Origin of the sequence: Pseudomonas sp. NPDC089534, from assembly GCF_044749305.1 — a bacterium.
In the GTDB taxonomy this organism is placed as follows: domain Bacteria; phylum Pseudomonadota; class Gammaproteobacteria; order Pseudomonadales; family Pseudomonadaceae; genus Aquipseudomonas; species Aquipseudomonas ekonensis.
This window is the reverse complement of sequence record NZ_JBIVHR010000069.1, coordinates 15806-32128: the sequence shown is the minus strand read 5'-3', so window position 1 is coordinate 32128 and position 16323 is coordinate 15806. Positions and strand designations below refer to the sequence as shown.

Sequence of the window (16323 nt, the reverse complement as noted above, 5' to 3'; positions counted from 1 at the left end):
CCCGCTGATGAACGGCAACACGCCGATTCTCGGTCTCGATGTGTGGGAGCACGCCGAACCTGGACACCTGGCGTCCGGCCGACGCCGTCGAATCGGCGGTGGCCTGGAAAAACGCCCTGGAGCGCAAGGACGGCCCGTCGGCGCTGATCTTCTCCCGCCAGAACCTGCAGCATCAGTCCCGCGACGCGATCCAGATCGCCGACATCAGCCGCGGCGGCTACGTGCTCAAGGACTGCGCAGGCGAGCCTGAGCTGATCCTGATCGCCACCGGCTCCGAAGTCGGCCTGGCCGTCCAGGCCTTCGACAAGCTGACCGAGCAGGGCCGCAAGGTGCGTGTGGTGTCGATGCCGTGCACCAGCGTGTTCGACGCCCAGGACGCCGGCTACAAGCAGTCGGTCCTGCCGCTGCAGGTCGGCGCGCGCATCGCCATCGAAGCGGCCCACGCCGACTTCTGGTTCAAGTATGTGGGTCTGGAAGGCCGCGTGATCGGCATGACCACCTACGGCGAATCGGCACCGGCTCCGGCGCTGTTCGAAGCGTTCGGCTTCACCCTGGAGAACATCCTGGGCCAGGCCGAAGAGCTGCTGGAAGACTAAGGCACACGGCGGTGACCTCCCGGTCACCGCAATTCCCTGTGGGAGCTGGCTTGCCAGCGATAGCGTCCGTTCAGTCAGCACATAGGTTGAAGCGGATGGCCCTATCGCTGGCAAGCCAGCTCCCACAAGGGATGTGTCGCACATAAGCATTGCGTCTGGTCTGCGTATTATCGAGAACCCCATGCCTCAACCGCGTCCCTACAAAGTTGCACTCAACGGCTACGGCCGTATCGGTCGTTGCGTCTTGCGTGCGTTGTTCGAGCGAGGCGAGAAGGCCGGGTTCGAGATTGTCGCGATCAACGACCTGGCCGACATGGCCAGCATCGAATACCTGACACGCTTCGACTCCACCCACGGCCGGTTTCCCGGTGAGGTGAAGGTCGACGGCGATTGTCTGCACATTAACGGCGATTGCGTGAAGGTGCTGCGCAGTCCCACCCCCGAAGGCATCGACTGGGCGTCCCTGGGCGTCGACCTGGTGCTCGAATGCTCCGGCGCCTGGCACACCCGCGGCGACGGCCAGCGCTTTCTCGACGCCGGCGCGCCGCGGGTGCTGTTCTCCCAGCCGATGGCCAGCGAATCGGATGTCGACGCCACCGTCGTCTACGGCGTCAACCAGGACTGCCTGACCGGCGCCGAGCGCCTGGTGTCGAACGCCTCCTGCACCACCAACTGCGGCGTGCCGCTGCTGCGCCTGCTGGACCGGGCGGTGGGGCTGGAGTACGTGTCGATCACCACGATCCACTCGGCGATGAACGATCAGCCGGTCATCGACGCCTATCACCACGAAGACCTGCGCCGCACCCGTTCGGCGTTCCAGTCGGTGATTCCGGTGTCCACCGGCCTTGCACGCGGCATCGAGCGCCTGCTGCCGGAACTTGCCGGGCGAATTCAGGCCAAAGCCGTACGCGTGCCGACGGTCAACGTGTCCTGCCTCGACATCACGATGCAGACCGCGAACGACACCGACGCCGCCGAGGTCAACCGGATCCTGCGCGACGCCGCCACCGCCGGCCCGCTCAAGGGGCTTCTGGCCTACACCGAGTTGCCTCACGCCAGTTGCGATTTCAACCATGACCCACATTCGGCCATCGTCGATGCCAGTCAGACCCGCGTTTCCGGCCCGAGGCTGGTGAACATCCTGGCCTGGTTCGACAACGAATGGGGTTTTGCCAACCGAATGCTGGACGTTGCAGAGCACTATCTGCAGACAGCGATTCCAACAAACAAGTAATCCAGGAAGTGCGACCCATGACCGTGTTGAAGATGTCCGACCTCGATCTGCAAGGTAAGCGCGTATTGATCCGCGAAGACCTCAACGTCCCAGTCAAGGACGGTGCAGTGACCAGCGATGCGCGCATCCTGGCTTCGCTGCCGACCATCAAGCTGGCCCTGGAGAAAGGCGCGGCGGTGATGGTCTGCTCGCACCTGGGCCGTCCGACCGAAGGCGAGTTCTCCGCCGAGAACAGCCTCAAGCCCGTCGCCGACTACCTGAGCAAGGCGCTGGGCCGCGAAGTGCCGCTGGTGGCCGACTACCTGGGCGGCGTTGACGTCAAGGCCGGCGACATCGTGCTGTTCGAGAACGTGCGCTTCAACAAGGGCGAGAAAAAGAACGCCGACGAACTGGCCCAGCAATACGCCGCCCTGTGCGACGTGTTCGTGATGGACGCCTTCGGCACCGCCCACCGCGCCGAGGGTTCGACCCACGGCGTGGCCAAGTTCGCCAAGGTCGCCGCCGCAGGCCCGCTGCTGGCCGCTGAACTGGACGCGCTGGGCAAGGCCCTGGGCGCGCCGGCCAAGCCGATGGCCGCCATCGTCGCCGGCTCCAAGGTCTCGACCAAACTGGACGTGCTGAACAGCCTGAGCCAGATCTGCGACCAACTGATCGTCGGCGGCGGCATCGCCAACACCTTCCTGGCGGCGGCCGGTCACCCGGTCGGCAAGTCGCTGTACGAGCCGGACCTGCTGGACACCGCCCGCGCCATCGCCGCCAAGGTCAGCGTGCCGCTGCCGGTGGACGTGGTGGTGGCCAAGGAATTCGCCGAAAGCGCCGCCGCCACCGTCAAGCTGATCGGTGACGTGGCCGCCGACGACATGATCCTGGACATCGGCCCGCAGACCGCAGCCAACTTCGCCGAACTGCTGAAATCGTCGAAGACCATCCTGTGGAACGGCCCGGTCGGCGTGTTCGAATTCGACCAGTTCGGCAACGGCACCAAGGTGCTGGCCCAGGCCATCGCCGACAGCGCCGCGTTCTCCATCGCCGGCGGCGGCGACACCCTGGCGGCCATCGACAAGTATGGCGTGGCCAGCGATATCTCCTACATTTCCACCGGTGGCGGCGCGTTCCTCGAATTCGTCGAAGGCAAGGTGCTGCCGGCCGTCGAAGTCCTGGAAAGCCGGGCCAAGGCCTGAGGCCGCCCGATTGGCCAGGCAAAGGAGTGTTCACATGGTCAAGTCGTTAGCGCTGTTGCTGCTGACCGGTGCGCTGGCCGCCTGCGGGAGCCACCCGCAGGCCGACGCGCAGCCGGACGCCGGCGAGGCGCACAAGGGCTGCTACCAGGCCGACTGGCAAGCCGAAACCAACCCGGTGCTGAACAAGCGCTCGGGGCCGGAAGGCCTGGACAAATACGAGACGCAAACCCCGGCCAAGGAACAGGGCTGTCCTTGACGGGTCTGACCTTTAACTCAGGGCCGGCGGCGTGCGCCGCCGGTCGAGGAACACGGATGAAAGGCTTGATCGCCGTTGCGGCGTTGGGATTGTTGGGCGGTTGCGCGCAGTTGGGGCTGTTCCAGCCATCCGCACCGGCGGACGACTGGACCACCTGGACCTGCGACAGCCAGGCCAAGGTGCTGTGGCGCTACACCGATGCCGGGCGCAAGGAAGTCGACGTGCGCCTGGGCGGCGGCGATCAGGTCTACCGCCTGAAAGAGGAGCCGGGCGCGTCGGGTGCGTTGTACAGCGACAACATGCTGGCGTTTCACATCAAGGGTGAGGAAGGCCTGGTCTACTGGGTCGCCACCAATGATCTGATCGGCCGGGGCTGCAAGGCCGAGTAAGCCGGCAGCCTGAAGACCGGAAAGGCCTTGTGGCGAGGGAGCTCGCTCCCGCTGGAGCGCGAAGCGGTCCCCAAACCAGGCGACACGGTACCTCAGAAAGAACCGGGCCGCAGGTTTCACGGCCGCTTCGCAGCCGGGCGCGAGCAAGCTCGCTCGCCACAGGTGGTCACACGCAAAGTTTATGTTTCACCGAATCACCGGGCCGGGCCTCGACCCCCGATCCGCAATCACTTGAATAGCCGCCGCCGCTCCGGCAGGCTGGCACGATTAACGACCCTCAACCGGGAGAGAGACACACAATGGCACTCATCAGCATGCGCCAGATGCTGGACCACGCAGCCGAATTCGGCTACGGCGTTCCGGCCTTCAACGTCAACAACCTTGAACAAATGCGCGCCATCATGGAAGCCGCTGACAAGACTGACTCCCCGGTGATCGTCCAGGCTTCGGCTGGCGCCCGTAAATACGCAGGTGCCCCGTTCCTGCGTCACCTGATCCTGGCGGCCATCGAAGAATTCCCGCACATCCCGGTGTGCATGCACCAGGACCACGGCACCAGCCCTGACGTCTGCCAGCGCTCCATCCAACTGGGCTTCAGCTCGGTGATGATGGACGGTTCCCTGGGCGAAGACGGCAAGACCCCGACCGACTACGAATACAACGTGCGCGTCACCCAGCAGACCGTGGCCATGGCTCACGCCTGCGGCGTTTCGGTGGAAGGCGAGCTGGGCTGCCTGGGCTCCCTGGAAACCGGCATGGCCGGCGAAGAAGACGGCATCGGCGCCGAAGGCGTGCTGGATCACAGCCAGATGCTGACCGACCCGGAAGAAGCCGCCGACTTCGTCAAGAAAACCCAGGTCGACGCCCTGGCCATCGCCATCGGCACCAGCCACGGTGCCTACAAGTTCACCAAGCCGCCGACCGGCGACGTGCTGGCCATCGACCGCATCAAGGAAATCCACAAGCGCATCCCGAATACCCACTTGGTGATGCACGGTTCTTCTTCGGTTCCGCAAGAGTGGCTGGCGATCATCAACCAGTACGGCGGCGACATCAAAGAGACCTACGGCGTACCGGTCGAGGAAATCGTCGAAGGCATCAAGCACGGCGTGCGCAAGGTCAACATCGACACCGACCTGCGCCTGGCGTCCACCGGTGCCATGCGTCGCCTGATGGCCACCAACCCGAGCGAGTTCGACCCGCGCAAATTCTTCGGCGAAACCGTGAAGGCCATGCGCGACGTGTGCATCGCCCGCTACGAAGCCTTCGGCACCGCCGGCAACGCTTCGAAGATCAAGCCGATCTCGCTGGAAGGCATGTATCAGCGTTATCTGAAGGGTGAGTTGAACGCTAAGGTGAACTGAACCTGGCGTTGAGCTGCTTTCATGAAAAACCCGCCGAGAGGCGGGTTTTTTTATGCTCGGAATTTTCCGGCGATGTTTGCAGATGTGAGGTGCTTGAAATGTCACCTGTAACGGACATGTTTACGTAATTGACTAGAAAAGTCCGTTATAGGTGACATTCATGCTGCTGCACAATCCTGTCGTGTTCGGTGAAAGGATCCGCGAGTTGCGACGTGCCAAAGGATACAGCCAAGCCATTTTGGCGCACCGGGCCAAATGCAACCGCAAGACCATCATTGATCTTGAGGCCGGAGAAAACGTCGCGCTCTACACGGCGTTCAGGGTGCTGTCTGCGCTGGGCATGGCACTGGAAATCGTCGATAGCCGGATTGACCTCAAATCCCTTGCCGATCTGGTGGAGCACGATGCGTAAGATCAGACGGCTCGACGTCACGACCCCGCAAGGTTTTTCTGGCGAATTCTCCAAGGGCTCGCAGTTTTCGTTTGCCTACGATTCTGCCGACGCGAACTGAACCTGGTATAGAGTTGCTGTTATAAAAAACGCGGCGAGGCGGATTTTTATTGGATCATGAAATGGCTCAAGTATTGCCACGTCTCGTTATGTGTTTGCCTCTGTGAAGTTAGCTCTGTCCACAAGTGTTGATATCTCGTATCAGTCTATAAAACTGGTATTTCTTACAGGCGCGCGCTCTTGCTTTCGATATTAGTATTCTTGCTGTGCGAAAGGATTTGTCGATGTTTCGCATGAAAAGATTATTTTGTGCGGAAGGAGATGAAAAAATGACATTTGTGGTTACGGACAATTGTATTGCATGCAAGTATACGGACTGCGTTGATGTGTGTCCGGTTAACTGCTTTCATGAAGGGGAGAATTTTTTGGTAATAGACCCAGATGATTGTATTGATTGTGCGGTATGTATAGCTGAGTGTCCTGTTAACGCTATTTTTGCTGAGAAAGATGTCCCGAGTGATAAATTGTATTGTGTGAAACTTAACTTTGATCTAAGTAGGTACTGGCCGGTCATAAGTAAGTCCAAGCCTGCTTTGCCGGGTGCGGGAGAGTGGGCGGGTAAGTCTAATAAGCTTCCGTTTCTAAAGCGTTAGTCAGGCATGTTGATTTTCGCCTTTGCTCTTATACAAAGGTTTGAATAGGACTGAGGGTGTTGTATCTGATATGTGTCACGGGATGTGTTCTGGGAAAGTTATGTTCCGGAAACCGGACTGCTCACTTTTATGCACGCAGGTTATTCGACGAAACCGTGAAGGCCATGCGCGACGTGTGCATCGCCCGCTACGAAGCCTTCGGCACCGCCGGCAACGCTTCGAAGATCAAGCCGATCTCGCTGGAAGGCATGTATCAGCGTTATCTGAAGGGTGAGTTGAACGCTAAGGTGAACTGAACCTGGCGTTGAGCTGCTTTCATGAAAAACCCGCCGAGAGGCGGGTTTTTTGTGCCCGTAGATTGGGCCTAAATAAGTTCAAGTTGCAGATCCGGGCTCCATTCAGACACTCCGCTGGCGAGAACACATCGTGCGGTTATGGAAAGAGGGCCGCTAGGAATGTTTTCGAGTTTGAGCTTCGCGGAAAAATGCCCATTTTCATCACAGAAAACCTCCGCCAAGCTAGTTCCGCTGTTCGAAACATAAATGTTGACGTGGGTTCTGGGTTCGCCTCGACCGACGACATCGCTTACATCATTGTTGTTTCTGTAAATTACGCTGCCGTAGGCAGGAGTTTGAAAATAAGGGGTCATGAGGGCCATTTTACTCTCCTTGAGTTAGGTTCGAGTGAGCGGCGAACTATGCAGTCGCTCGGTTTAATAGTGAGCGCGGAAAGTGCATTTTCCACTGTCATGGTTGACAGGTGTTTGATTTGTTTTGCTATTTAATTTGTTGTGTTTTTTGAAGGTGTGTTTTTAATGTTGAGTACGTCCTTAATTCCTTGTTAGGGGGTGGCTACTAGGTATTCAGCAAGTGTTCTGGTCGTTACGTAGTTTCAAAAATGTCATAAGTGAAATAGACATTTTCGACATTTGTGGTATCGACTATCGATGTCTTCGTTGCTGACCAATTGTCAAAATTCTTGTCGCCGTTGCGATAAGGCGCTTCCAATCGCCATTTGGAGTCACATGTGGTGAACCACATCACGGTTGTCTGTCTGTCATTGTAAAAAGTGAAGCTGCCGACCACGTCGTTGAACTTGCTCGAGCCGTTTCTGGAGATGACTACCCGTACTTTTCCGGCGCTTTCGTCTTGGGCGACGATAATCAACTCATAGTTTTTCGAGGTGTATTTGTTGTGCATGATGTTGGCCATTTCCATTCTCCAGATTACGGATTCCTAATCGGCATGATGATGGCGTGCAGATGCAGCGACCACTGTCAGGTCTGACAGTTTTCTAGACGCATTTGAAATTGACCGGCGTGGGGATATCGCCAAACGGCTGACAGGTTGGCGTTCGCTCTTTCTTTTGTGCATCGCAACAGAAAACCCGCCGATTGGCGGGTTTTTTGATGGCGCAGGTCAGATGCGTGTCATCCGGCTCGGGCGCTACAGCTTCGGCTCAACGTTATCCAACGCCTGATTCACCGCCAACTCTCCCAACATGACCAACTGCGCAATGCCCTGGGCCAGTTTGCGGTGCGGGGTGTCGAGCAGGGTAGCGAAGTGGTCGAGCATGGCGCTGGCCGAGCCGAGGTTTTCGCTGGCGTCGGCCAGCAAGGATTCGGTGGTGTAGGCCGGGTTGGCGAAGTACATGGGGTCGTGGGTGGGGTAGGTGGGCGTGGTGGGGTTGAGGTAGTGGTCGAGGGCGCGTTCGGCGGCTTCGTGGAGCTTGCGGGAATCGATGGATTCGTAGGGGGAGGCCGGATCGGTTTCCGGAGGGTTCGGGGTAACTTTGAACATATGCTGAATACTCCTGAATGGAGCTGCTTCGCCTTCTCTACTAAAAGTAGGGTGGCAGCTGTGCGCAGGTTAGTAGACCGGGAAGTATTCAGCATAAACCGGCGCGCCGAAGCGCCCTGCACACAGCCGCCATTAAGGTCAGACGGGGAGATCTGACTGGCGGTGCTTTGCACCTTGCTGAAGAAACTCCGCGGGCTACTAAACCCGATCACTGGAAGTCAGTGACGCGAATCAAGTTACCGAGGGGCCCCCAAGCGCACAAGCCGGCGGATTCTGGCGTACCGGTAGGCAGCGGCGCAAGCCGTTGTAGGGTTCAGGAAGTAACGGCAAACGCCTTTAAACAGACGCGAAAATCGAGCTGGCAATGAAGGCCCTGTGGCGAGGGAGCTTGCTCCCGCCGGGGCGCGTAGCGACCCTCGTTTCTCATCTTTTTAAAAGCAGGGCCTGCTGCGCAGGCCAGCGGGACGGTGCGGCGATCCGACAAGCGCCCTCGCCACAGTGGGTACAGGGTCGGTTACTTGTTGTGATCGATATCGAGCTTGGAAAACGTCACCTGCCCGCCCTCGCTGGTGTACCCAGTGTTGTCCTGCACATACACCCCGGCCTTGAAGTACAGCGGCTTGTTGCGCCAGGTCGCGCTGATTTGGCTGTCCCACTGGTAGCCCGCCGCACTCACGCCGAGCGCGCCGCCGGGGCTGAGGTGGATGAGGTAGTTGAATTCGCGGTCCAGCTTGATGCCGGTGGCCAGGGTGATGACGCGGCTGTCTTCGTCGTCCGGGTGCATGCGCACCTTGATCACCAGGTTGCCGGTGCCGGTCTTGGTCTTGTACTGGTATTCGAGTTTCACCAGCGGCCGCTGGCTTTCGTAGGCGTGGATCTGGCCGATGACGATCTTGCCGGAGCTGGGCACCTTGTTCACCGCCAAGGTTGCGCGCAGCAGGTTGTCGGCGTCTGGGTAGTACCAGTTGCGCAGGGTGCCGTTGCTGTAGGTTTCGCGCAGTTCGGTGCGCGGGTAGATGGCGTTCTCGGTCTTGGAGCCGGTGACCGGCGACCAGAAGAACAGCGTGCCGGTGTCGGAGTGGAAGTACTGGTCCTTGAAACCGTTCACCAGCTTGGAGGTTTCGACAGTGTACGGCGGGTTGCCGACGGGAACGCTGAGGTTCCAGGTTGCGAGGTCGATCATGTCGGTGCTTCCGCTTGTTTTCGCTGCACGCACGTGCCAGAAGCTCTAGCCCGCGCCTTTCGGGGGCGGACTTTATAAGCGCAGGGGCGTTTTTTGTTAACGCCCGCTCGGCGGATGATTGGCGCCAACATCCTGTCGAAGTGCCATCCTTCCCGGTTTTCGGGGGCTCCAGCGACGACCGTTAGTCGGCTACTCAAGCGTTTGCTTGGGTGATGGCCCTGTGATAGCTACAGCTTTTGCCGATCCCGGACTAGAGTGATGGCTCAGTAGGTGTACGGTTTTTCACCGGAATCCCGTCTGACGTCCCGACAAGAGAAGCAGCATGGAATGCGCGCAACCACAGCCAGGTGAAGGCAGTTCAGTCCTTTTGATCGTTGATGATTACCCTGAAAACCTGATCAGCATGCGGGCGCTTTTGCAGCGCCAGGACTGGCAGGTGATGACGGCCGCCTCGGGTTTCGAAGCCCTCAACCTGCTGCTCGAACACGATGTCGACCTGGTGCTGCTGGATGTGCAGATGCCGGGCATGGACGGTTTCGAGGTCGCGCGGCTGATGCGCGGCAGCCAGCGCACGCGCCTGACGCCGATCATTTTCCTGACCGCCAACGAACAGTCCCAGGACGCCGTGATCAAGGGCTACGCCAGCGGCGCGGTGGATTACCTGTTCAAGCCCTTCGACCCGCAGATCCTCAAGCCCAAGGTGCAGGCGCTGCTGGAGCACCAGCGCAACCGCCGGGCCCTGCAGCGCCTGAGCCAGGATCTGGAGATCGCCCGGGCGTTCAACGCCTCGGTGCTGGACAACGCGGCCGAGGGGATCCTGGTGTTGGCCGAGGACGGCTTGATCCGTTTCGCCAATCCGGCGATCTCCCGACTGCTCAACGCGCCCGTGCAGGAGCTGCAAGGTCAGGAGTTTCTCGATTTCCTGCAAAAGCCTCACATTCCCTTGTGGGCCGATTCCGATTTCTACGTGAGCTACAAGCGGGGCGAAACCCTGCGCCTGCACGACGCCTTGCTGCGCACCGCGCCGGGCCAGCAGGTGCCGGTGGCGTTGTCCTGCGCGCCGCTGCCCACCGAACAGCATGCGATGGTGGTGACGGTGCTGGACATGTCGGTGGTGCGCCACCTGCATCAGCAGTTGGAGTTCCAGGCTGTCACCGACCCGTTGACCGGGCTGCTCAACCGGCGCGGCTTCTACCAGACCGTCGAGAATCTGCTGTTGCGCGGCGAGCGCAGCGACAGCGCCTGGGTGCTGATGTACCTGGACCTCGACGGCTTCAAGCGGGTCAACGATTCCCTCGGCCACGATGCCGGCGACCGGGTGCTGCGCTGGGTGTCCGAGCAGTTGAAGGCGTGCCTGCGCCCGTTCGACATTCTGGCGCGGATGGGCGGGGACGAGTTCACGGCGCTGCTGGACCTGGAGTTTCCCGAACAGGCGGCGAAGATTGCGGAGAAGCTCATCGAACGGGTGTCGATCTGTCAGCAGATCGAGGGCATGGACGTCACCCTGGGCGCCAGCATCGGCATCGCCACGTACCCGGACTGCGGCAACAGCGTCGACGGCTTGCTGCGTGCCTCGGACATCGCCATGTACGAGGCCAAGCGCGCCGGGCGTCAGCAGTACCGTTTCTACGACCCGGAGATGAACGGCCGGGCGCGCTCGCGGCTGATGCTGGAGGAGAGCGTGCGCACGGCCATCGAGAACCTCGATTTCAATCTGGTCTACCAACCGCAGGTGGCGATCGCCGACGGGCGGATCCGCGGCTTCGAGGCGTTGCTGCGCTGGCACCATCCTAGCGCCGGCGACGTGCCGCCGGGGCTGTTCCTGCCGCTGTTGGAAGAGGCGCAGCTGATCAGCCGCCTCGGCAGTTGGATCTACCACCACAGCGCCGGGCAACGGAAGGCCTGGCAGGCGCAGTTCGATGAGGACCTGGTGCTGGGCGTGAGCCTGAGCAACACCCAGTTCGGCCTGCCGAACCTGGTCACCGAGCTGCGCCAGGTGCTGGAGCGTCATGGATTGAAGCCACGGCAGCTGGAGGTGGAAGTCACCGAAGAGGCGTTGACGGTCAATCCCGACGACACGCGCAAGCAGCTGCGGCTGCTGCGCAATCTTGGGGTGCGGGTGGCGCTGGACGACTTCGGCTCCGGCGCGTGCTCTTTGGCGCACCTGCGCGACCTGGAGCTGGATACGCTGAAGCTCGACCGGCACCTGATCGCCCGATTGCCGGACTCGGCGCGGGACTCCTCGCTGGTGCGCAGCGTGCTCGAACTGAGCAGGGAGTACGGCCTGCTGGTGATCGCCGAGGGTGTCGAGACCCTGGCGCAGTACCAGTGGCTGCTGGCCCATGGCTGCGAGTACGTGCAGGGGTTCCTGGTGGCGCGGCCGATGGTCGCCGACGAGACCGTGCGCTTTGCCCAGCCGTTCGACTGGGGCGCGCTGGCCGGTTGAATTCGCTACACTGGCGGCCTTTCCATGAGCCCGTGCCGCCTGCCCCATGACTGCGTTGAAATACCTCCAGGCCTATCCCGTGCAACTGCAGGATCAGGTGCGCCAACTGATCGCCGACGGTCGCCTCGGCGATTATCTCGATCAGCGCTACCCCGGCCGTCACGACGTGCAGAGCGACAAGGCCCTGTACGGCTACGCGCTGGAGCTGAAGCAGGAATACCTGCGCAACGCCCCGGCCATCGACAAGGTGCTGTTCGACAACCGCCTCGACCTGACCCACCGCGCCCTCGGCCTGCACACCACGGTGTCGCGGGTGCAGGGCGGCAAGCTCAAGGCCAAGAAGGAAATCCGCATCGCCTCGCTGTTCAAAGAGGCCGCGCCGCCGTTCCTGAAGATGATCGTGGTGCACGAACTGGCGCACTTCAAAGAGTCGGACCACAACAAGGCGTTCTACAAGCTGTGCGAGCACATGCTGCCGGGCTATCACCAGATCGAGTTCGACCTGCGGGTGTACCTGACCTGGCGGGATCTGCAGTAGCGATCAACTGACGCGACAAGGAGTGTGTGGATGGACGTGAGCAAGACCAAGAGCAGTTTCTACCGCCGTCTGTACGTGGCGTACCTGATCGACAGCGGCCTGGCCAGCAGCGTGCCGGCGCTGACCGACGCCACCGGCATGCCCCGGCGCACGGCGCAGGACACCATCGCGGCGCTGGCGGACCTGGACATCGTCTGCGAGTTCGAGCAGGAAGAGGGCGCGCGCAACCATGCCGGGCGCTACCGGATCCGCGAGTGGGGGGCGATCGACCGGGGGTGGATCGAGCGCAACCTGCGGCAGATCAAGGCGGTGCTGGAGTATCCCTGAGCGCTGCGGTGAGCGGGCTGATGCCATCGCCGGCAGGCTGGCTCCCACACGGGATCTGTAGGAGCGGGCCTGCTGGCGATGAGACCCTCAAGCCCGGCGCATGCCGATGTGCGGAATGTCGTCTTCGAGGTATTCCTCGCCCGCCACGGCGAACCCGTAGCGCCCGTAGTACCCCTGCAGGTGAGCCTGGGCCGACAGGTAGATCGGCACCTGCGGCCAATGCTTTTCGGCCTGTTTCAGCGCCTGTTCCATCATTTCGTGGCCCAGCCCCTTGCCGCGTCCCTTCGGCGCCGTGAGCACCCGGCCGATCACCACGTCGCCGCCCTGGGACTGCGGATCCAGCAGGCGCAGGTACGCCACCAGTTCATCGCCCTCCCAGCCCATCAGGTGGCAGGTGTCGCCTTCCAGGTCCTGGCCGTCGGGATCCAGGTAGGCGCAGCGCTGTTCGACCACGAACACTTCCGAGCGCAGCTTCAGGATGGCGTACAGCTGCTCCTTGCCCAGATCGCTGTGATGTTTGCAGACCCACTCGATTGTCATTGTCCGATTCCTTGATTGGCGTCGCCCGATACTAAGCGCCGCGCCGGAATATGTCTGTATGGCGCATAAATCTGTGACAAAGACCAAAATGCCATCATTCCGTTCTCGCGGTTCCGGGTTCTTTGTGTAATCTGCTGGTAAGCGCTGTGCACTGGCTGCAATGAGCTAATGTTAGGGCCTGGGATGCACGTCAACAGGCCTTGGGGTTTTGACTGAAAACACGTCGGGCAGCCCGCCCGCTAAGGATTTTCAAGCATGCCGCGATTGCATCGAGCCTTTGCTTTGATTGGATTGCTGTTGCTGGGCCAAAGCGCTGCCGCGGAGAAGCTGCGCCTGGTGTTCGACGTCTGGCCGCCGTTCACCGACGAGACGCTGGCCAACGGCGGGCTGGCCACGGACATCGTCAGCACGGCCCTGTCCCGGGCCGGGTATGCCAGCAGCTATGAACAGGTGCCTTGGGCGCGGGCCTTGCTCGGTGTCGGCGAGGGCCGCTACGACGTGCTGGTCAACGCCTGGTACAACGACGAGCGGACCAAGCTTGGGCAGTTCTCCGGCGAGTACCTGCTCAACCGCGTGCGCTTCCTCAAGCGCAAGGACGTGCCGCTGGAATACAACAGCCTGGAGGAGCTGCACACTTACCCGATCGCGGTGGTGCGCGGCTACGCCTATTCGGCGCCGTTCGACGCCGACACCGCGCTGCAGAAGATCCCGGTGCACAACTTCGCCATGGCCGTGCGCATGCTGGCGGCGGACCGGGTCAAGCTGACGCTGGAGGACGAGTACGTCGCCCGCTACTACCTGGCCCGGGAAGCGCCGAAAGTGCGCAATGCCGTGGAGTTCCTGCCCAAGCCCCTGAGCGAGAACAGCCTGCACATCCTGGTGAGCCTGAAGAACCCGCAGCACGAGCAGATCGTGGCCGGATTCGACCGGGAGATCGCGGCGATGAAGGCCGACGGCAGCTACGACAAGCTGCTCAGGCAGCATGGCATGTGAGCCTTGGTCCGGAATCCGCTGTGCGGTGGATGGCCTCATCGCCAGCAGGCTGGCTCCCACAGTGGACTGCATTCCAATCTTCAAAGGTGGGAGCCAGCCTGCTGGCGATGGCGCCTTAAAAGGCGCCGCAGGCTTCAGGCCTCGCCGGTGTCCTTGATCAAATGCGCCGCCAGGGTCCGCAACGGGCCCAGCTGACGGCAGATCAGCGCCAACTGGGTCTGCACCAGCCGCTGCCCTTCATCGATCTCGTCCGGCATCTGTTCCAGCGCGTTGGCCAGCGCTTCTTCCTCGTCGCTCTGGATCGCGATCGGCTGCTTGCTCGCCAGGCCCTGGGCGATGTCGTCGATGCTGGCCGCCAGGCTGACGCCGGCGCCGTCGATCAGGTGCTCGCGCACGTCCTCCGGCAAGCGGGTTTCCCGGTGCGCGCCCAGGCCCGAGAGGTAGCTGAGCAGGGTGTGCGACAGCACCAGGAAACGGAAGCCGACGTCGGCCTCCTTACGGAAATGCCCTGGCTCCATGAGCATGTTCGCCAGGGTGGTGGACAGCGCCGCGTCGGCGTTGTGCGCGTTGCGCCGGGCCAGCCGGTAGGCGAGGTCGTCGCTCTTGCCGGCGGCGTACTGCTGCATGATCTGGCGCAGGTAGACGCTGTTGCAGGTCAGGGTGTTGGCCAGCACCTTGTTCAGCCGCCGGCCTTGCCAGTCCGGCAGGAACAGGAACACCGCCAGGCCCGCGATCAGGCTGCCCAGCAGGGTATCGAGCAGGCGCGGGACGAACAGGCCGTAGCCGTCGCCCACCTGGTTGAAGCAGAACAGCACCATGATGGTGATCGCGGCGGTCGCCACGGTATAGCGCGTGGTGCGGTTGGTGAAGAACACCACGCCGGCGGCGATGGCGAAGCACGACTGCACCAGCGGGCTGGGGAACAGGTCGAACAGCGCCCAGGCCACGGTCAGGCCGATGGCGGTGCCGAAGATCCGCTGGCCGAGCTTGCGCCGGGTGGCGCCGTAGTTCGGCTGGCAGACGAACAGCGTGGTGAGGATGATCCAGTAGCCCTGCGAAGGGTGGATCAGGTGCACCATGCCGTAGCCGATGCTCAAGGCCAGCGGCAGGCGCAGGGCGTGGCGGAACAGCAGCGAGGTCGGCGTCAGTTGCGTGCGCAGGCGCGTCCACACGTCCTTGAGGTTGCGCGGCGAGCGGTCGAGCAGGCTGCTGTCGGTGGCGTCGGCCAGGGCGTCGGGGTTGCTGGCGTCGCTGAGCAGGCGGTCGAGGGTGCCGAGGTTGGCCGCCAGCGCCCGCAGCGAACGCAGCAGGCCGCGCCAGGCCGGGTTGCTCTGGATGCGCAGGTGTTCGAGGGAGGCGTGCAGGTCGCCCAGGGCTTCGGCGAAGCTGGCGTCGTAGGTGAACGGCTGGCGCATCTGGATCGATTCGGCCAGCGCCCGGCAGGCCTTGCCTTGCTGGCGCAGCAGGCGCTGGCAGCGGAACAGCACGTCGCTGTGGAAGAACGCTTCGGCCAGGGCGTTGTAGGGGTAGTGCGAGGAGCTGGCGCGCTCGTGGATGTCCTGGGCCAGGAAGTACAGCTTCAGGTAGCGGCTGACCTTCGAGCCTGGGCGACCGTTGCCGACCCGGTGCAGGATGATTTCCTTGGCGGTGTTGAGCGCCGCCACCACCCGGCCGTTCTGCTGCGCCAGTTCCAGGCGCCGGGCCTCGACGTCCAGTTGGCGGATCGGCTCGAACAGCGAGGCCTTGAGCTTGAGGTAGTAGCCCAGCTCGCGGAACAGCCGCGCCAGGCTCTGCTGCACCGGCTGGTTGGAGAACATCGCCTGCCACAGCACCGAGAGCAGGCCGTACCACGCGGCGCCGGCCACCAGCAGCATCGGCTCGTGCCAGAAGTCGCTGACCGCGCCGCCGCGCTGGTCGACGCCGATCATCGTGTACACCGACAGGATCAGCGTGGCCGAAGCGATCGCCCCGTAACGCTCGCCCAAGGCGCCGAGCATGGTCAGGCCGAAGCTGGCCAGCGCCAATGCGATGACGAACACGACGGGGTAGGGGAACAGCAGCTCCACCGACAGCGCGGCGACGCTGAAGCACACCAGCGTCACCGCCAGCGCGTTGAGGCGGCCTTGCCAGCTGTCGTCGGTCTCGGCCAGGGCGCTGGCGATGATCCCCAGGAACAGCGGGATCAGCAGCCCCATTTCATCCTGATACCAGCACAGGGCCATGCTGCCGGTCAGGGCGATGAACACCCGCACGCTGTAGCTGAACTTGTCCAGCGCCCACAGGCGCCGCAAAGACTGACGAAACGAGGTCGAGGACATGAAATGCGAAGGCCTTCCGAGGCGATGCCGCTAAATTGAGCCAGTAATGACGCCG

At 62.0% G+C, this 16323-nt stretch carries 18 protein-coding genes and 1 pseudogene; 13 read left to right on the top strand and 6 right to left on the bottom strand.

Annotated elements, in window-relative coordinates; all coding sequences use genetic code 11:
- The first annotated feature begins 38 nt into the window (after window positions 1–38).
- From ACIP0B_RS19920 to ACIP0B_RS19880, 9 genes and pseudogenes are all read left to right on the top strand, one after another.
- Window positions 39–596: a transketolase-like TK C-terminal-containing protein gene (locus ACIP0B_RS19920; RefSeq protein WP_400835315.1), complete on the top strand. Its 558-nt coding sequence runs from the start codon at window positions 39–41 to the stop codon at window positions 594–596.
- Window positions 597–777: 181 nt separating this feature from the next.
- On the top strand, window positions 778–1830 hold the full coding sequence (epd, locus tag ACIP0B_RS19915; RefSeq protein ID WP_400835313.1) for an erythrose-4-phosphate dehydrogenase: 1053 nt from the start codon (window positions 778–780) through the stop codon (window positions 1828–1830).
- Window positions 1831–1847: 17 nt separating this feature from the next.
- Complete coding sequence (locus tag ACIP0B_RS19910; protein WP_400835311.1) at window positions 1848–3011, top strand: phosphoglycerate kinase; 1164 nt, start codon at window positions 1848–1850, stop codon at window positions 3009–3011.
- Window positions 3012–3045: 34 nt separating this feature from the next.
- Complete coding sequence (locus ACIP0B_RS19905) at window positions 3046–3267, top strand: hypothetical protein (protein ID WP_217894667.1); 222 nt, start codon at window positions 3046–3048, stop codon at window positions 3265–3267.
- 56 nt (window positions 3268–3323) lie between these two features.
- Window positions 3324–3656 carry an MliC family protein gene (locus ACIP0B_RS19900; protein WP_400835309.1) on the top strand — a complete coding sequence of 111 codons (333 nt, stop codon included), beginning with the start codon at window positions 3324–3326 and terminating at the stop codon, window positions 3654–3656.
- 299 nt (window positions 3657–3955) lie between these two features.
- Window positions 3956–5020 carry a class II fructose-bisphosphate aldolase gene (gene fba, locus ACIP0B_RS19895; protein WP_217894669.1) on the top strand — a complete coding sequence of 355 codons (1065 nt, stop codon included), beginning with the start codon at window positions 3956–3958 and terminating at the stop codon, window positions 5018–5020.
- Window positions 5021–5180: 160 nt separating this feature from the next.
- The gene (locus tag ACIP0B_RS19890) at window positions 5181–5432 is read left to right on the top strand and encodes a helix-turn-helix transcriptional regulator (RefSeq protein WP_400835307.1); all 252 of its coding nucleotides are present in this window, start codon (window positions 5181–5183) and stop codon (window positions 5430–5432) included.
- Between the two features lie 368 nt (window positions 5433–5800).
- Entirely contained in the window at window positions 5801–6124 is a 324-nt protein-coding gene (gene fdxA, locus ACIP0B_RS19885; protein WP_400835319.1) for a ferredoxin FdxA, read from the top strand.
- Window positions 6125–6267: 143 nt separating this feature from the next.
- A pseudogene (locus ACIP0B_RS19880) lies at window positions 6268–6420 on the top strand (fructose-1,6-bisphosphate aldolase); the annotation flags it as partial.
- A 68-nt stretch (window positions 6421–6488) separates the two neighbouring features.
- On the opposite strand, the gene ACIP0B_RS19875 reads toward ACIP0B_RS19880, so the two are convergent.
- From ACIP0B_RS19875 to ACIP0B_RS19860, 4 genes are all read right to left on the bottom strand, one after another.
- On the bottom strand, window positions 6489–6782 hold the full coding sequence (locus ACIP0B_RS19875) for a hypothetical protein (protein WP_400835305.1): 294 nt from the start codon (window positions 6780–6782) through the stop codon (window positions 6489–6491).
- 223 nt (window positions 6783–7005) lie between these two features.
- Window positions 7006–7335 carry a hypothetical protein gene (locus ACIP0B_RS19870; protein WP_400835304.1) on the bottom strand — a complete coding sequence of 110 codons (330 nt, stop codon included), beginning with the start codon at window positions 7333–7335 and terminating at the stop codon, window positions 7006–7008.
- Between the two features lie 234 nt (window positions 7336–7569).
- A complete protein-coding gene (locus ACIP0B_RS19865; protein WP_400835302.1) occupies window positions 7570–7923 on the bottom strand; it encodes a DUF6124 family protein in 354 nt (117 codons plus the stop codon).
- Between the two features lie 514 nt (window positions 7924–8437).
- Window positions 8438–9106 (bottom strand): polysaccharide lyase family 7 protein, encoded by a 669-nt coding sequence (locus ACIP0B_RS19860; protein WP_400835301.1) that lies wholly within the window; start codon window positions 9104–9106, stop codon window positions 8438–8440.
- 322 nt (window positions 9107–9428) lie between these two features.
- Here ACIP0B_RS19860 and ACIP0B_RS19855 point away from each other — a divergent pair, with 322 nt between their 5' ends.
- The 3 genes from ACIP0B_RS19855 to ACIP0B_RS19845 are packed head-to-tail and all read left to right on the top strand — an operon-like array spanning window position 9429 to window position 12417.
- Entirely contained in the window at window positions 9429–11552 is a 2124-nt protein-coding gene (locus ACIP0B_RS19855) for a putative bifunctional diguanylate cyclase/phosphodiesterase (RefSeq protein ID WP_400835300.1), read from the top strand.
- Window positions 11553–11598: 46 nt separating this feature from the next.
- On the top strand, window positions 11599–12090 hold the full coding sequence (locus ACIP0B_RS19850; RefSeq protein WP_400835299.1) for a M48 family metallopeptidase: 492 nt from the start codon (window positions 11599–11601) through the stop codon (window positions 12088–12090).
- Window positions 12091–12120: 30 nt separating this feature from the next.
- Complete coding sequence (locus tag ACIP0B_RS19845; RefSeq protein WP_085580718.1) at window positions 12121–12417, top strand: helix-turn-helix domain-containing protein; 297 nt, start codon at window positions 12121–12123, stop codon at window positions 12415–12417.
- An 87-nt stretch (window positions 12418–12504) separates the two neighbouring features.
- Here the strand turns inward: ACIP0B_RS19845 and ACIP0B_RS19840 are convergent, their stop codons facing one another.
- Complete coding sequence (locus ACIP0B_RS19840; RefSeq protein ID WP_400835298.1) at window positions 12505–12957, bottom strand: GNAT family N-acetyltransferase; 453 nt, start codon at window positions 12955–12957, stop codon at window positions 12505–12507.
- A 255-nt stretch (window positions 12958–13212) separates the two neighbouring features.
- Between ACIP0B_RS19840 and ACIP0B_RS19835 the strand changes: the two genes are divergently transcribed.
- Complete coding sequence (locus ACIP0B_RS19835) at window positions 13213–13950, top strand: substrate-binding periplasmic protein (RefSeq protein ID WP_400835297.1); 738 nt, start codon at window positions 13213–13215, stop codon at window positions 13948–13950.
- 134 nt (window positions 13951–14084) lie between these two features.
- On the opposite strand, the gene yccS is transcribed toward ACIP0B_RS19835, so the two are convergent.
- On the bottom strand, window positions 14085–16268 hold the full coding sequence (gene yccS, locus ACIP0B_RS19830) for a YccS family putative transporter (protein WP_400835295.1): 2184 nt from the start codon (window positions 16266–16268) through the stop codon (window positions 14085–14087).
- Window positions 16269–16323 lie beyond the last annotated feature (55 nt).

Excerpts from the sequence above, each read along its gene's own strand:
- ACIP0B_RS19920 (WP_400835315.1), top strand. The coding sequence starts at position 39 with ATGTGTGGGAGCACGCCGAACCTGGACACCTGGCGTCCGGCCGACGCC.
- ACIP0B_RS19890 (WP_400835307.1), top strand. The coding sequence starts at position 5,181 with ATGCTGCTGCACAATCCTGTCGTGTTCGGTGAAAGGATCCGCGAGTTG.
- ACIP0B_RS19905 (WP_217894667.1), top strand. The coding sequence starts at position 3,046 with ATGGTCAAGTCGTTAGCGCTGTTGCTGCTGACCGGTGCGCTGGCCGCC.
- fdxA (WP_400835319.1), top strand. The coding sequence starts at position 5,801 with ATGACATTTGTGGTTACGGACAATTGTATTGCATGCAAGTATACGGAC.
- ACIP0B_RS19850 (WP_400835299.1), top strand. The coding sequence starts at position 11,599 with ATGACTGCGTTGAAATACCTCCAGGCCTATCCCGTGCAACTGCAGGAT.
- ACIP0B_RS19855 (WP_400835300.1), top strand. The coding sequence starts at position 9,429 with ATGGAATGCGCGCAACCACAGCCAGGTGAAGGCAGTTCAGTCCTTTTG.
- ACIP0B_RS19845 (WP_085580718.1), top strand. The coding sequence starts at position 12,121 with ATGGACGTGAGCAAGACCAAGAGCAGTTTCTACCGCCGTCTGTACGTG.
- ACIP0B_RS19875 (WP_400835305.1), bottom strand. The coding sequence starts at position 6,782 with ATGGCCCTCATGACCCCTTATTTTCAAACTCCTGCCTACGGCAGCGTA.
- ACIP0B_RS19865 (WP_400835302.1), bottom strand. The coding sequence starts at position 7,923 with ATGTTCAAAGTTACCCCGAACCCTCCGGAAACCGATCCGGCCTCCCCC.
- ACIP0B_RS19860 (WP_400835301.1), bottom strand. The coding sequence starts at position 9,106 with ATGATCGACCTCGCAACCTGGAACCTCAGCGTTCCCGTCGGCAACCCG.
- yccS (WP_400835295.1), bottom strand. The coding sequence starts at position 16,268 with ATGTCCTCGACCTCGTTTCGTCAGTCTTTGCGGCGCCTGTGGGCGCTG.
- ACIP0B_RS19835 (WP_400835297.1), top strand. The coding sequence starts at position 13,213 with ATGCCGCGATTGCATCGAGCCTTTGCTTTGATTGGATTGCTGTTGCTG.
- ACIP0B_RS19910 (WP_400835311.1), top strand. The coding sequence starts at position 1,848 with ATGACCGTGTTGAAGATGTCCGACCTCGATCTGCAAGGTAAGCGCGTA.
- fba (WP_217894669.1), top strand. The coding sequence starts at position 3,956 with ATGGCACTCATCAGCATGCGCCAGATGCTGGACCACGCAGCCGAATTC.
- ACIP0B_RS19870 (WP_400835304.1), bottom strand. The coding sequence starts at position 7,335 with ATGGCCAACATCATGCACAACAAATACACCTCGAAAAACTATGAGTTG.
- ACIP0B_RS19840 (WP_400835298.1), bottom strand. The coding sequence starts at position 12,957 with ATGACAATCGAGTGGGTCTGCAAACATCACAGCGATCTGGGCAAGGAG.
- epd (WP_400835313.1), top strand. The coding sequence starts at position 778 with ATGCCTCAACCGCGTCCCTACAAAGTTGCACTCAACGGCTACGGCCGT.
- ACIP0B_RS19900 (WP_400835309.1), top strand. The coding sequence starts at position 3,324 with ATGAAAGGCTTGATCGCCGTTGCGGCGTTGGGATTGTTGGGCGGTTGC.